Source organism: Variovorax sp. 679 (assembly GCF_003952185.1).
Classification (GTDB): Bacteria; Pseudomonadota; Gammaproteobacteria; order Burkholderiales; family Burkholderiaceae_C; genus Variovorax.
The window spans coordinates 1-13468 of record NZ_RXFS01000026.1; the positions used below are offsets into that span (position 1 = coordinate 1).

Here is a 13468-nt window from a genome sequence, read left to right on the forward strand (position 1 = left end):
CAGATGGTCGAGCCCAAATATCCGCCGCGCGAGGTGGCTACAAAGCTGGACGGCTACACCGAGCAGCTGGCCACCTGGTTGAAGGCGGACGCACACCGCGGCAAGCGTGACCGACGCACTGTGAAGTTGATGTACGAGGAGCTTGCTGCCCAGGGCTACCGGGGCGGCTACGGCCGCGTAGCGGCCTTTGCCCGCCGCTGGCGCGAGGAGCAAGCCGGCAGTGCCAACAAGGGCGCATTCGTTCCCCTGAAATTCGTGCTGGGCGAGGCGTTCCAGTTCGACTGGAGCACGGAGTACGCCTTTGTGGGTGGCCTGCGCCGGCGCCTGGAAGTGGCGCACACGAAACTCTGCGCGAGCCGTGCGTTCTGGCTGGTGGCCTACCCCACGCAAAGCCACGAGATGCTGTTCGACGCGCATGCCCGCTCGTTTGCGGCCTTTGGCGGTGTCCCCCAGCGCGGCATCTACGACAACATGAAGACCGCTGTCGACAAAGTCGGTCTTGGCAAGAAGCGCGTCATCAACGCGCGCTTCGAGACGATGACCGGCCACTACCTGTTCGAGCCGGAGTTCTGCAACGTGGCCAGCGGCTGGGAGAAAGGCATCGTCGAGAAGAACGTGCGCGACCGGCGAACGAGCATCTGGCACAAGGCGGTGAAGTTGCGCTGGGACAGTATGGAAACGCTGAACGCCTGGCTGGCCGATGAATGCCGCAGCGCGTGGAGCGAGTTGAACCACCCCGAGTGGCCCGCGCTCAAAGTGGTCGACGTGCTGCAGGACGAGCAGACGCGCCTGATGCCCAACCCCAAACCCTTCGACGGCTACGTGGAGGTGCCAGCGCGCGTGTCCAGCACAGCCCTGGTACACCTGCAGCGCAACCGTTACAGCGTGCCCAGCGAGCACGCGCACGAGGTGGTGAGCCTGCGCCTGTACCCGGATCGCCTGGAAGTGGTCGCCGAGAACGCGCGCGTGGCCACGCATGTGCGCAGCTTCGAGCGCAGCCAGACCTTCTACGACTGGCGCCACTATGTGAGCCTGATCGAACGTAAGCCCGGGGCGTTGCGTAACGGGGCGCCGTTCGAGACGCTGCCCGAGGCGCTGAAGAAGTTGCAGGGCATCCTGCTGCGCCGCGAAGGAGGCGACCGCGTCATGGCTCAAGTCCTGGCGGCTGTGCCGGTGCATGGGCTGGACGCGGTGCTGGTGGCCGCCGAGTTGGCGCTGGAAGCTGGCAAGCCCAGCGGCGAGCATGTGCTCAATGTGCTGGCGCGGCTGAAGGCGCCGAGTGAGCCGGCTTCGCTGGAAGCGGCCAGTACGCCGCTCAAGCTGGCCGTGGAGCCGCTGGCCAACGTGCAGCGCTACGACCGTCTGCGAGGCGCGGCCGGGGAGGCTACACCATGAGCGCTGAAATCATCTCGGCCCTCAAGGCCATGAAGCTGCACGGCATGGCGTCCAACTACCCAGAGGTGGCCGCGCAGGCGCGCCACACCGACTTCACGCCCGAGGCGTTCCTCACGCAACTGCTCAAGGCCGAGACGGCTGAGCGGGCGGTGCGCTCCATGGCCTACCAGATGGGCGCGGCGCGCTTCCCGGCGCATCGGGACCTGGCGGGCTTCGAGTTCGCGCAGGCCAACGTCGATGAAGCCTTGGTTCGAGTCCTGCACGCCGGCCAGTTCATCGAGGCCGCGCACAACGCGGTGCTCATTGGCGGGCCAGGCACGGGCAAGACGCATCTGGCCACGGCGATCGGCATTGAGGCGATCCAGCGCAACGGCAAACGGGTGCGGTTCTTCTCGACGGTGGAACTGGTCAACGCGCTGGAGCAGGAGAAAGTGCAAGGCAAGGCCGGCCAGATCGCGCACCGGCTTATGTACACGGACCTGGTGGTGCTGGACGAGTTGGGCTACCTGCCCTTCAGCCAGGCCGGCGGGGCCTTGCTGTTCCATCTGCTCTCAAAACTGTACGAGCACACCAGCGTGATGATCACGACCAACCTGAGCTTCGGCGAATGGAGCCAGGTGTTCGGCGACGCGAAGATGACCACCGCGCTGCTGGACCGCTTCACGCATCACTGCCACATCGTGGAGACGGGCAACGACAGCTGGAGGTTCAAGAATTCAACGGCCGCAACGGTGCCCGCGCCCAAATCACGGGGCAGAAAAGCACAGACGAAAGGAGAAACAATACCGTCGACGTTAGACTTATCGAGGGCAAGCCGGGATAAAGCCAGTTTTGACTCATAAGCCTTCAGGTTATTTAGTCAAAACCTTTTATGCAATTCCGTCGCTCAATCGCGAGGCTGAAGGCTCTCCAACGGTTCGATCAGCTTCACCCATCTTTGCAGCGTAGAGATCGTTTGCAGAATCTCCGCAGTCGCATCGAAGGCTAGCTCCGGTAGGCTTTCTTGGCTCGTGGAGACTGACAACCCTGCTCCGTTGATCACGGCGTGGGCCATGCTGTGCAGACGCAGCAGGCTGTCCCGAAGGCCATCCTGCCCTCGCACACTCCCGACAATCCTGTCCAACTCCTCCACCGCGCTCAGTAGTGCTGTCGTGTCGTAGCTGCTCTGCGCACGCGTCAGCGCAGCCCGGTCCAGCCGGCCGTAGGCCGTGACGACGGTGGCGTCCAGATTGCTCATGTGCCTGCTCCTGTCTGGCCGGCGCGCTGCGCCTCCGCAGCCGCGGCGCGCGCGCGCTTGGCCGCCTCCCTGAACTGCGACTCCTTGACCCAGGGCTCCGGCGGCCGTTTCAAGTCAAGGTGATAGCTGCCGAAACGCTTGATGCCCGACGTCATGTACGGACTCAGGTATTCGACGTCGGCCGCAGACACCGGCTCCCCGTCGGCGTACATCTCCTGCAACACCCGCATCATGTCCACCGTGTTCTGCAGGATCACCGAAGACGCCACCAGGTCGATGAAGCGCACCCGCTTCTGCTGCTCGTTGGGGTCGTTCTCGTTGATCACGTCACCGCCGAAGTCCAGCCATTTTGTGAATGCGTGGTACGACTCGATCTTGTTCGTCGTGGCGCTCACCTCCTGGCGCATCTCCTTGCTGGAGATCCAGCGCAACAAGTAGACGGTGCGCAGCACGCGGCCGAGCTCGCGTGCCGCGGCAAAAAGCCGGTTGTGCTGCCCTTCCTGGCTGAGCTTGCGCAGCAGCATCGGCGAGGCGATCCGTCCGGCCTGGATCGAGATGGACACCTGCATCAAATCCCGCCAGTGGTCCCGGATCAGTTTCCAGTCCACCACGTCGCTGAACAGGCGGTCGACATGACGGTAGCGCGTGCCCTTCTCGGGTCGGTAGAAGCGCAGGTCCTTCCAGTTTCGGATGCGGGGCATCAGTTGGATGCCCGCCAGGTGCGTGAAAGCGAAGACAGTTTCCGACTGACCATGAGTATCCGAATACACCGTGTCGGCCTGCACGCTCAGGCCTGCCTTCATCAGGCCCTCGATGACATAGACCGCTTCGAGCACCCCTGGCGGTATGAAATGGCGGAACACCGCGATATAGTTGTCGGCCACATGCCGATAAGCCACCGCACCCATGCGCCGGTACCGGAAATGCATGCCTACCAACAGGTTCTGGTCGTAGAAATCGTGCTGTGTGCCATCGGCCGCCACCTTCTTGCCCTCGCCCCACAGTTTGGGCAACTCAAGCCGCAGGTACAGCTCGGTCAGATCGCGGCAGGCGTTGTCCAACTGGTCCAGGCTCATGTGCCGCTGGTTGGCATAGGAAAGCTGATGTGGCGTCACGCCATTGGACAGATGGCGCGCGGCCTGGTTGGGCCCGAGGTTGCAGCCCATCGCGAACACGGTCAGCAAGTAGCGCTCACGCGCGTTGCGCAGCTTGGGGTCATCGCCTGACTGCGGACCGAAATTGCGGGTGAATCCGGTCCAGTGCTCGATGTTGGCCAGAACATCCAGCAGGTTGCGCGGCGCCGTACGATTTTCTATGGCTGCGTGCAAAGCAATGGCCGACGCCGGCACTTCGCGCGCGGCGACACGCCGCAAGGTCGGCTCGCCGGTGCTGCCGATCACCACGTCGCCGGCGTGCTGCGGGAACTCCTCATCGACTTTTGCCGCTGTCTCCGTGAGCAGCTGCTTGAGACCGTCGACGAAGTCGCCCGCCGTTGCCGGGATGCCGATCCGGTCGCAGTACGTCGGCAGGAGCGTTTCGCACTCTTTCCAGGGCAACAGCTGCGCGCGATAGTCGGCAAAGGATTCCGAGCCTTCAATGCACACGTCGCCTGAGCGAAGATCGCCGCTCAGATAACTGAACACGCACACCTCGAGGTAGCGCCGGTTCGTCGGAGGGCCCAGGCCATGCGAACGGCGCACCAGCTTGCGCCACCGCTCGGAGGCGAATGAAAGCGTCAGGTCGTCTGCGATCCACTCGACCTTTCGGTGTTCGTTGGCCAGCACGACCTCCAGAGCATCGAGCAGATTGCGGTCCTGTGTGGCCGCTTCGAAGCGCAGCGCCTTCGCCATCCGGAACATCGCCGCGCGCCAGCTGCTGAAGGCCTTCCAGATCAACGGCAGGTGGTTGCCGCCGCTCCACACGCGAATGGCCTCGCAGTCCGTCCTCAGCTGATCGAGGTTGCCGTGCGGAGCGAGCAGATCGCGCACGCGTTGTCCGGTACTCGCGTCATCCAGATTTTCGGCGAGGATCTCGAGAACCTGTTCGAGCGTGGCGACCAGCTCCTCGCTCAGTTCGCGCTGGCGCGCCTGGATCATCTGCAGTTCCTCCTTGGCGCATTTGTGAATGGCCCCGATTCGGCGGATGAACATTTCTGCCACGTCGTCACGCGCCCTCACACGCATCTGACGGACCAATGCCAGGATCAGTGTGTAGCGCTTGGCGGGCAACAAATCCTTCATGTCGCCCGCATCGAGCGCGGATGCCATGTCGGCCATGTGCTTGAGCTTGGTCGCCGGCACGCCGTCGAGCAGCGCATCGCTGTCGGGCAAGGACTCGAGCCAGGTCAACTGGTCCAGCAGCAAATCGAGATGCTTGCGCGAGGCCTTTTTCGCGGACCTCTTGATCTGGTTGTACAGCGTGCGTCGGGCAGGCAGCTCGGCGGCCAATAATCGATCAAGCCAGTTTCGCTGGGCCAGCGTCAGGCGCTGTGTGATCCGCTTGTGCAGGGCCGCCTCGGCGGCCGAATGCGCCTGCTCGGCGATTTCGTCGAGCGTGCGAAAGACCGGCAGTTCGTAGCCCAGCCGCACCAGCTCCTCGATGGTGATGTTGATGATGTCCGCCCGGGTCTCCACGATACCGGCGGCCTCCTGGGCGATCTGAATGGTCAACTTCCGTGTCTGCCCATCGGTATAGGGCCTGACACCGAGCAGTTCGCGTATTGCCTTGTGGTGGCGATACAGCGTGGCCAGCGACGCGAACTCGATCTTCTCGGTCGGCGCCATGCCCAGGGTGGCTGAAACATGCGCGACGAGTTCGACAGGAATGACTTCGAGCGCCGGAAAGTGGCGCAGGAACTCGAAGCATTTGAGCAGCACGAGCAAAGCAAGGCGGCGTTCCGGCGTTCGCGAATGCCGCTGCGCCCATTCGATTTCCTCAGGCCTCGGCGTGAACGACGCCTGCAAATCCTTGAGCGTCAGCGTTCGAGGAAATCGAGGGTAAGCAGTACGTTCGATGCTCGCCATAGCGCAAAAACTCCCGCTGGTCAGGGTCGATCTGGACACGAAGCGTAGCCGATGGCGGCCATCGTACGCGGTGCGAACACATTTCGGCTCGCTCTCATGCCGCAGTCGGCAGGCCTGAACGCGCCCCGCCGTGGACGTCCAAGAAGGCCGCGAAGATGGGGCAAGGTTCATCGCGCATGGACGCATGACCGATAACCCGTTCCTCGAGCAAAGCGGTCAAGCGAAGCGCGAGAGCCGAGCGTAGTCGATGCCCACAGCCCATCACCGCCGGACCGCGCCACGTGTGGGCACATCATCTCAACATTGCTGCGTCGTCAGGACTTGTCTCGACCGGTCTCAGGACTAACAGGTGGCGGTTCATCCGCCTTGGGCTTGGCGTTCTCACCTTTCATTGCGAGCATCATTGCGCCCATTGCCAAAGGGCAGATGAGCACCAGGAGCAGCGGCGAAATTGCAAGGATGAAAGCCCGCGCGTCGGGCAGCGCGACGTACGCCACCACGAAGCCAAAGCCCAACCCGATCGCAAGCTTGACGATGGTTTTCATATCGCATTTCATATGCTTAATCCTTTTGCGTCTTGAGAGGATGGGCCCAATCTGTGCAATGCGCTACCGCGATTCCTGGGGGGTCACGCCTTGCGTGGAATCCTGGTGAGGGCGAGCCTCGCGCGCCACCTTCCGGTTTTCACCAGCCATGGCGGGTTTGCCCGTTTCCCACACGCCCGAGCCCTGACCAAGGGCGGTGCTGCCGTCCTTGATTTGGACGACACCCGGCAACCTCGCGTTCTTGCGGGCTTCGGCCACGGCTTGCGGTCGGGTGTCGGTCGGCGGAGTCGCTTCCTGCGACTGCCCCTGTGCATGGGCGCCGGAGAACAGCAACGTTGCGGTGCCAATGGCGAAGAGAATTTTTTTCATTTCAGGCTCCTTCAGAGTTAAGTGACGCATCGCGCCTCGCCGATCAGCGAGGCTGTCGTTCATCCGATTTGCATCACAGTTGCGACTCTAGAAATCAGGGCACCACAACAGACTGACGGACCCATGACGATTTCGTCATTTACGTGCCCCCTGTCTCAATGCGACGCCCGAGCAGGCGCAGAGCGTATTGGCCTCCAACGATGGTCTCGAGGACGTTCGCATCAAGCATCGAAAGACGGATTGCGACAGCCAATGCACAAGTAAGCCTGCTCGACTGCCGCCTCGCAGGCCGGGTCGGACTTCGCCAATTCCTCCAGTGCGCACATGAGGAATTCAGCCACCGCCCATCGCTGTTCGGCGACCGCTTGCGTGTAAAGCCGTAGCACCTCCTGACCAAGGCTCCGGTGAGTTTCAGATCCGTGTTGCATGGCAATACCTCCGCTGCGACGTCTTTGTCGCTACGTGCAGCCTAGGCCTTGTCACCATGGCAAGGTCAAGACTATTGAGGTTGCATGACCTCACCTTGAGGCGAAGGTTTATTCTCAGGGCGTTGCAATGAACACAACGCTTCTCGACTCGTTGCTGACTTGCCCGCATTGCGGCTACGCCAAACGCGAGCTGATGCCGGCCGACGCCTGCCTGTTTTTCTATCAGTGTGAAAACTGCAAGGTGGTGTTGCGTGCCAAACCGGGAGACTGCTGTGTTTTCTGCTCGTTTGGGTCGGTGCCATGCCCATCGGTCCAGGCGCAACGCATCGGCGGCAGTTGACCAAGCGGCGCATCTCCCGGCCACGTCCTTTCTCCCCCAAGCAGTCAATCGGCCACTTTGCTCGCTCGCAGCCGCAGTGAATTGGCAATCACGCTCACCGACGAAAGCGCCATCGCCGCTGCCGCCACCACCGGCGACAGGAGGATGCCGAAGAACGGGTACAGCACGCCAGCTGCGATCGGAATTCCGACGACGTTGTAGAAGAAAGCGAAAAACAGATTGGTCCGGATGTTCTTCATCGTCGCCTGCGAGAGCCGGCGCGCGCGCAAGATTCCCATGAGATCGCCCTGCAACAACGTTACCCCAGAACTCTCCATGGCCACGTCGGTGCCGGTTCCCATGGCGATCCCAACGTCCGCTGCAGCCAGCGCCGGGGCGTCATTGACGCCATCGCCGGCCATGGCGACCACCCGGCCCTCGGCCTTCAGCCGTTGCACCACGGATGCCTTGTCTTGCGGCAGAACGTCTGCAATGACTTCGTCGATGCCGAGCTCGCGACCTACGACCTGCGCGGTGGTCTTGCCGTCCCCTGTGAGCATGACCACGCGTATGGCCTCGCGGCGCAGTGCCGCGATGGCTTGCGGTGTGCTTGGCTTGATGGGATCGGCAATGCCGACAAAGCCCGCCAGGCGGCCGTCGATGCCCACAAAAATGACCGTTGCCGCCTGCGCGCGTACACCCTCCGCCAGTGAGCCCACGCTGCTCACGTCAATATCGTTCTCAGCAAGAAACTTAGCACTGCCGCAGATCACCCGCGCACCATCGACCCGGCCGACCACACCCTTGCCGGTGGGCGAGTCAAAGTCCAGAACCGGCGACAAGGTCAGTTGGCGCTCCTCGGCGTCGGCGACGATGGCGGCGGCCAGAGGGTGTTCGCTCGCCCGCTCCACGCTGGCAAGCTTCTGAAGCACCGCGGAGACATCGAATCCGGGCGCCGGTTCGACGCGCACCACCTTCGGCCGCCCCTGCGTCAACGTGCCCGTCTTGTCTACTACCAGCGTATCGATCTTCTCCATGCGCTCCAGCGCCTCCGCATCCCGGATCAGCACACCATGTTGCGCGCCCTTGCCAACGCCCACCATGATGGACATCGGTGTGGCCAAACCCAAGGCGCAGGGGCAGGCGATGATGAGCACCGCCACGGCCGAGACGATCGCATACGCGAATGCCGGGCTGGGTCCCCAGGCCAGCCAGGCGGCAAAGGCCAGAAATGCGATCACGATCACGACAGGTACGAACCAACCCGCTACCTGGTCGGCCATCCGCTGAATCGGGGCGCGGCTGCGCTGAGCGGAAGCGACCATCTGGACGATCTGTGCCAGCAGGGTGTCAGCGCCCACCTTTTCGGCCCGCATGACGAAGCCGCCCGTCTGGTTCAGTGTGCCGGCAGTGACCTTGGAGCCGGGCGCCTTGACGACCGGGATCGGTTCGCCCGTGATCATCGACTCGTCGACCGTCGCCTTCCCTTCCACAACCTCGCCGTCCACCGGCACCTTCTCGCCCGGACGCACGCGCAGTCGTTCCCCCACAAGCACAGCGTCGAGCTCCACAGTCTCGTCAGATCCGTCGCTTCCAACCCGCACGGCTGTCTTCGGGGCGAGGTCGAGCAAGGCCCTTATTGCTCCCGAAGTCTTTTCGCGTGCCCGCAGTTCCAGCACCTGTCCCAGAAGAACCAGGACGGTGATGACTGCTGCCGCCTCGAAGTAGATTGGAACCGCCCCATCCGCCGTGCGTAACTCCGACGGAAATAACCGTGGCGCGATCGTGCCGACCATGCTGTACAGCCAGGCGACACCAACCCCCAGCGCAATGAGGCTGAACATGTTGAGGTTGCGCGTCTTCACGGAGGCCCATCCCCGAACGAAGAATGGCCAGCCCGCCCACAGCACCACCGGTGTGCCGAACAGCAGCTGTAGCCAGTTCGATGTCTGTTGACTCATCAGGCTCTGCAGATTGACGAAGTGGCTGCCCATCTCGAGCAGGACCACCGGAACGGTGAGCGCCAGTCCAATCCAGAACCGACGATTCATGTCCCTCAGCTCCGGGTTCTCTCCCGTTTCCCGCGTCGCGACGACCGGCTCCAGAGCCATCCCGCAGATCGGACAGTTTCCGGGCCCCATCTGCCGCACCTGCGGGTGCATGGGGCAGGTGTACGCAACGTCTGCATCTGCGGCATGCGGGGTCGGAGTACCGTCATGACGAGTGCGCCCGTCCGTCCCACCAGGATGACGAAGCGCGTGCTCGTCGGATTTCGTCGCGTCTGGCGTGTGAGGATGCAGATGCATGATGGGCTCCTGTTTCAAGGCAGTGTCAACCTTCTGACCGTGTCAAGGTCAAGGGGCATCGCGGAATTGCAGGACGGGCACCGACCTCCCGCTGGCGATCCCCCCATCCGCATTCGAATCGCGACAGCCGACTCCCCCGGGCGGGGCAAGCCTGAGCGTCTCGACCACTGCGCGAACGAGGCCCGCAGGCTTCCTATGTGAATTTCAGAAGCCCGAGGATCAGTCAGCGGCCCTGATCTCCACGCGGAAAGCAAAGCGTGAAGCGCGTTTCGCCACTTCCACTGCTGGTGGCCGCCACCTCTCCGCCATGCAATCCCATGATCGCTTTGACGATCGCCAGCCCGAGTCCGGTACCGCCCAAATCGCGTGCCCGTGAGCTGTCCACGCGGTAGAAGCGGTCGAAGATCCGCCCCAGGTGCGCAGGCGCAATCGGCTCCCCCTGATTCGCCACCTCGAGGGTCGCATTCTGCGCATCGGAGGATACGGTCACGGTCACTGGCGTCCCCTGTGCACCATGACGCACGGCATTGGACAGCAGGTTGGTGATCGCCCGCTGCACCAAGCCGCCGTCGGCGGTCACGCGCGCGCTGCCCTGCACCGAGATCTTGATGCCGCGCTCGTCGGCCAGCAGTTGCAGAAATTCGGCGACGGTGCGCGCCTGGTCGGCCAGGTCCAGGTCGCGCCGCGCCACGGCCGTTTGCGCATTGTCGGCCTGCGCCAGAAACAGCATGTCCGACACCAGCCGGCTGAGTCGCTGCAGTTCGTCGACGTTGTTTTCAAGCAGGTCTGTCAGCTCCTCGACCGTGCGCGGCTGCGACAGTACGACCTGGGTGCGCCCCAGCAGCGTCGCCAGCGGCGTACGCAGTTCATGCGCCAGGTCCTCCGAAAACTCGGACAGCCGGCGCACGCCGTCGTCCAGGCGCTCCAGCATGGCATTGAACGCGTGACCAAGGCCTTGCAGCTCGGTGGGCAGGCCCCTCGAATCGATCCGCGCCGAGAGGTTGCGGGCCGTGATGTCGGTGGCGGTCTTCTGGAAGCGCCGCAACGGCCGCAGGCCGAGAATGACGATGGCCAGCGCACTGCCGATCGCAACAGCCAAGCCGAATGGTGCCGCTGTCAACGCGGTGACCAGCAAACTGCGCAGCAGCCGCTGGTCTTCGCTGCGGTCGATGGTGACGACAATCTCGTAGGCTTCACCGCTCTTGAGTTGCACCGCCCCGGCCTGTGACAGCATCGGCGCGTCGCTGGTCTGCGCCCGCCATTCCAGGAATGCGTCGGTTCCCCAGATGTCGTCCTTCAACCGCCTCAGGGATTCGCTGGCTTCGCGGCTGAACGCGACCGTCGGCTCGGTGGACCCTTGTCGCGCAATCGCCAGATGCAACTCGGCATGTCCGGTGACGAGATCCACAAGCTCGAAGGCCTTGCCGCGAATGGCCGCATCGTCCGGCATGTCGCCAATCAACTGCTGAGCGTGGTCGACCTTGTCACGCAGCACGAGCCGCCGTTGCGAGCCCAGTTCCTGCTGCATCGTGAGATAGGAAAACCACAGGACGCCGGCACCCTGCAGCAGGCCCAGCAAGCCGACCCACAGCGCGAGCCGCACCGACAGGCTCTTGAGCCTCATGGACGGTGCTCGAAGACATACCCCACACCCCGCACGGTGTGGATCAGCTTCGTCTCGAATGGGTCGTCGATCTTGATGCGCAGGCGGCGCACTGCCACGTCCACGACGTTCGTGTCGGAATCGAAGTTGATGTCCCAGACCAGCGAAGCGATCTGCGTTCTGGACAGCACCTCGCCGTTCCTGCGCATGAACAGGACCAGCAAGGCGAACTCCTTGGCCGACAAGTCGATGCGTTGGCCGGCGCGGGTCGCGCGGTGCTTGACGGAGTCGATCTCCAGGTCCGCGATGCGCAGCACGTCGTCGGTCGCCACCTTGGTTCCGCGCTTGAGGAGTGCGCGGATTCTGGCAAGCAGCTCCGGAAACTGGAACGGCTTGACCAGGTAGTCGTCGGCGCCGAGATCGAAGCCCTTGACCTTGTCATCGACCTTGGAACGCGCGGTCAGCATCAGCACCGGCGTTTGCTTGGACGTTCGAAGCGCGGACAGCACCGCGAAACCGTCGATGCCAGGCAGCATCACGTCCAGGACCACGAGGTCATGGTCGCCGTTCATGGCCGCGTGCAGGCCGTCGCTGCCATTGGTGGCGATCTCCGCCGTGAAGCCGCTCTCGGTGAGGCCTTGCTTCAGGTAGGCGGCAGCGCTCGCTTCGTCTTCGATCAACAGGATTTTCATATTCTTGAACGGTTTGCGGACACCCGACAAAGTCTTCCCGCATTACAAAAACGTCATCGAAGCATCAGATTCTGGTGCCTCACCGGATTTCAAACTCTCCCTCATCACGACGCACACCGATCGCTTCGGAACGCGTGAGGCTGTCAGCCCTGGCTGACGTTTTCAGCAACCAATGATGAGGGTTCAGACCGTGTCCAACAAATTTTTTGCATCCATTCTTGCCGCAGCACTGTCGCTGGCTTCCGCCGCCTCTTTCGCCGCCCCCTCCGACAATGAAGCGCGCGATCAGGCATCGCCGCCCAAGACGCAGCTCAATGAGGGGAAGACGCACTACTGGAGCCATCCGCGGCTCGGCATGGTCAAGGTCGACGCGGCAGGACGCATGCTGACGGCGCGCTCGGCCGCAGACGACGCTGCGCGACCCGCCGCGCCGTCGGGGCATCCTTCGACCCGCACGCGCTGAGCCATCTGGCTGACCTGGCAAAACACTCATCCGGCGCCCGGCCTGGCAGGGCGCGCGGAAGGCGGCACGGCGGCATTGACTCCCGCAGCGAGAGGGGCTATCAGACATGGCGCCTGTGCGTCAGCGCGGCGCGCCCAGGTGGTTGCGCCGTGGCTCGTCGTTGTTCTTATTTCACCGAGGTGACGACGTACTTGCCGTCCTCCTGAACGAACTCGAACTGGACCTTCTTGCCGACGGAGAGCTTTTCCATCAGCATCTTGTCCTTGACGACGAAGCCCATCGTCATCGCCGGCCAGCTGAGCGTTTTGATCGGCTCGTGCGCGACGGTGACCACCTGGCCCTTGGCGTCGACGCTCTTGACTTCGCCCACGGCCATGTGAGTGGCCTGGCTCGATGTCCCCGCCTTCTTCGGCATGTTCATGTCTTTCATGTTGGACATGTCCATGCCTTTCATGTCGTCCATCTTCTGCTGCGCCAACACGGCGGCGGGCAACACGGCGGCGAGCACGAGGGAAACGAGTACGGATTTTTTCATAGAGACTCCTGGTTTAAGGTTGGCTGGGTGAATTACTCGAAGCGACCGCGCGGCGGCCTGCGATGCGAAGATCGTCCAGTGCTCACTTGGACTTCATCATCATCTCGTGGCACCGGGCCATCATCTTTTTGTCCTTGCCACTCATCTTCATGCTGGACGTGTCATGCCCTTGCATGTTGTGCTGAGGCATCGATGTGCCCGGCGTGGCGCCCGAGACACCGATGGGCTGCACCTCGTTGATGGCGATTCCGTCGCTCGACGGACTGAGGATGAAAGCGATCGGCTGACCGATGCTCAAACCCTCGGTCGACAGGCTTTTGTCCAGTCGAAAGTCCATGGTCATGCCCGACATGTTCATGCGGGGAATGGCCTGGTGTTCGATGGTCAGAATGTGCTGTGCGGCGTCGATTCCCCTGATCGTGCCGACGGCCAATGCGCTGGCACCTGCGCCGCCCGCGCCGGAAGGCGCCGGCATGGAACTCTGTGCCAGAGCGGGCAGCGCAAGTGCCGCGCAAAGCACGGCGGCAAATGCCATCCGTTGGGTTTTCATTGT

At 63.0% G+C, this 13468-nt stretch carries 13 protein-coding genes; 4 read left to right on the forward strand and 9 right to left on the reverse strand.

Annotation, left to right across the window (positions count from 1 at the left end; all coding sequences use genetic code 11):
• The coding region (istA, locus tag EJO71_RS33800; protein ID WP_125953009.1) for an IS21 family transposase at positions 1–1395 on the forward strand (1395 nt) is incomplete at its 5' end.
• Positions 1392–2237, forward strand: coding sequence for an IS21-like element helper ATPase IstB (istB, locus tag EJO71_RS33805; RefSeq protein ID WP_125953010.1), 846 nt, complete (start codon positions 1392–1394; stop codon positions 2235–2237). The genes istA and istB, both read left to right, overlap by 4 nt.
• A gap of 44 nt (positions 2238–2281) precedes the next feature.
• Here the strand turns inward: istB and tnpC are convergent, their stop codons facing one another.
• From tnpC to EJO71_RS33825, 4 genes are all read right to left on the reverse strand, one after another.
• The gene (gene tnpC / locus EJO71_RS33810) at positions 2282–2632 is read right to left on the reverse strand and encodes a Tn3 family transposase post-transcriptional regulator TnpC (RefSeq protein WP_116266926.1); all 351 of its coding nucleotides are present in this window, start codon (positions 2630–2632) and stop codon (positions 2282–2284) included.
• Positions 2629–5655: a Tn3 family transposase gene (locus EJO71_RS33815; protein ID WP_125953011.1), complete on the reverse strand. Its 3027-nt coding sequence runs from the start codon at positions 5653–5655 to the stop codon at positions 2629–2631. Before EJO71_RS33815 ends, tnpC begins: the two co-directional genes overlap by 4 nt.
• 314 nt (positions 5656–5969) lie before the next feature.
• Positions 5970–6200, reverse strand: a complete 231-nt coding sequence (locus EJO71_RS33820; RefSeq protein WP_164546973.1) for a DUF2933 domain-containing protein — start codon at positions 6198–6200, stop codon at positions 5970–5972.
• A gap of 63 nt (positions 6201–6263) precedes the next feature.
• The gene (locus EJO71_RS33825) at positions 6264–6569 is read right to left on the reverse strand and encodes a hypothetical protein (protein WP_125953013.1); all 306 of its coding nucleotides are present in this window, start codon (positions 6567–6569) and stop codon (positions 6264–6266) included.
• A gap of 555 nt (positions 6570–7124) precedes the next feature.
• Between EJO71_RS33825 and EJO71_RS33830 the strand changes: the two genes are divergently transcribed.
• Positions 7125–7337, forward strand: a complete 213-nt coding sequence (locus EJO71_RS33830) for a GDCCVxC domain-containing (seleno)protein (protein WP_125953014.1) — start codon at positions 7125–7127, stop codon at positions 7335–7337.
• Between the two features lie 44 nt (positions 7338–7381).
• Here the strand turns inward: EJO71_RS33830 and EJO71_RS33835 are convergent, their stop codons facing one another.
• The 3 genes from EJO71_RS33835 to EJO71_RS33845 all read right to left on the reverse strand — a co-directional run bounded on the left by EJO71_RS33835 (position 7382) and on the right by EJO71_RS33845 (position 11917).
• Complete coding sequence (locus tag EJO71_RS33835; RefSeq protein WP_125953015.1) at positions 7382–9622, reverse strand: copper-translocating P-type ATPase; 2241 nt, start codon at positions 9620–9622, stop codon at positions 7382–7384.
• Between the two features lie 223 nt (positions 9623–9845).
• Positions 9846–11246 carry a heavy metal sensor histidine kinase gene (locus EJO71_RS33840; RefSeq protein WP_125953016.1) on the reverse strand — a complete coding sequence of 467 codons (1401 nt, stop codon included), beginning with the start codon at positions 11244–11246 and terminating at the stop codon, positions 9846–9848.
• The gene (locus tag EJO71_RS33845) at positions 11243–11917 is read right to left on the reverse strand and encodes a heavy metal response regulator transcription factor (protein WP_125953032.1); all 675 of its coding nucleotides are present in this window, start codon (positions 11915–11917) and stop codon (positions 11243–11245) included. The genes EJO71_RS33840 and EJO71_RS33845 overlap by 4 nt, the downstream gene beginning before the upstream one ends.
• A 190-nt stretch (positions 11918–12107) precedes the next feature.
• Here EJO71_RS33845 and EJO71_RS33850 point away from each other — a divergent pair, with 190 nt between their 5' ends.
• Positions 12108–12380: a hypothetical protein gene (locus EJO71_RS33850; protein ID WP_125953017.1), complete on the forward strand. Its 273-nt coding sequence runs from the start codon at positions 12108–12110 to the stop codon at positions 12378–12380.
• A 166-nt stretch (positions 12381–12546) separates the two neighbouring features.
• Here the strand turns inward: EJO71_RS33850 and EJO71_RS33855 are convergent, their stop codons facing one another.
• Together EJO71_RS33855 and EJO71_RS33860 are read right to left on the reverse strand one after the other, a co-directional pair.
• Complete coding sequence (locus EJO71_RS33855; protein WP_125953018.1) at positions 12547–12915, reverse strand: copper-binding protein; 369 nt, start codon at positions 12913–12915, stop codon at positions 12547–12549.
• 82 nt (positions 12916–12997) lie between these two features.
• On the reverse strand, positions 12998–13465 hold the full coding sequence (locus tag EJO71_RS33860; protein WP_164546974.1) for a copper-binding protein: 468 nt from the start codon (positions 13463–13465) through the stop codon (positions 12998–13000).
• Positions 13466–13468 lie beyond the last annotated feature (3 nt).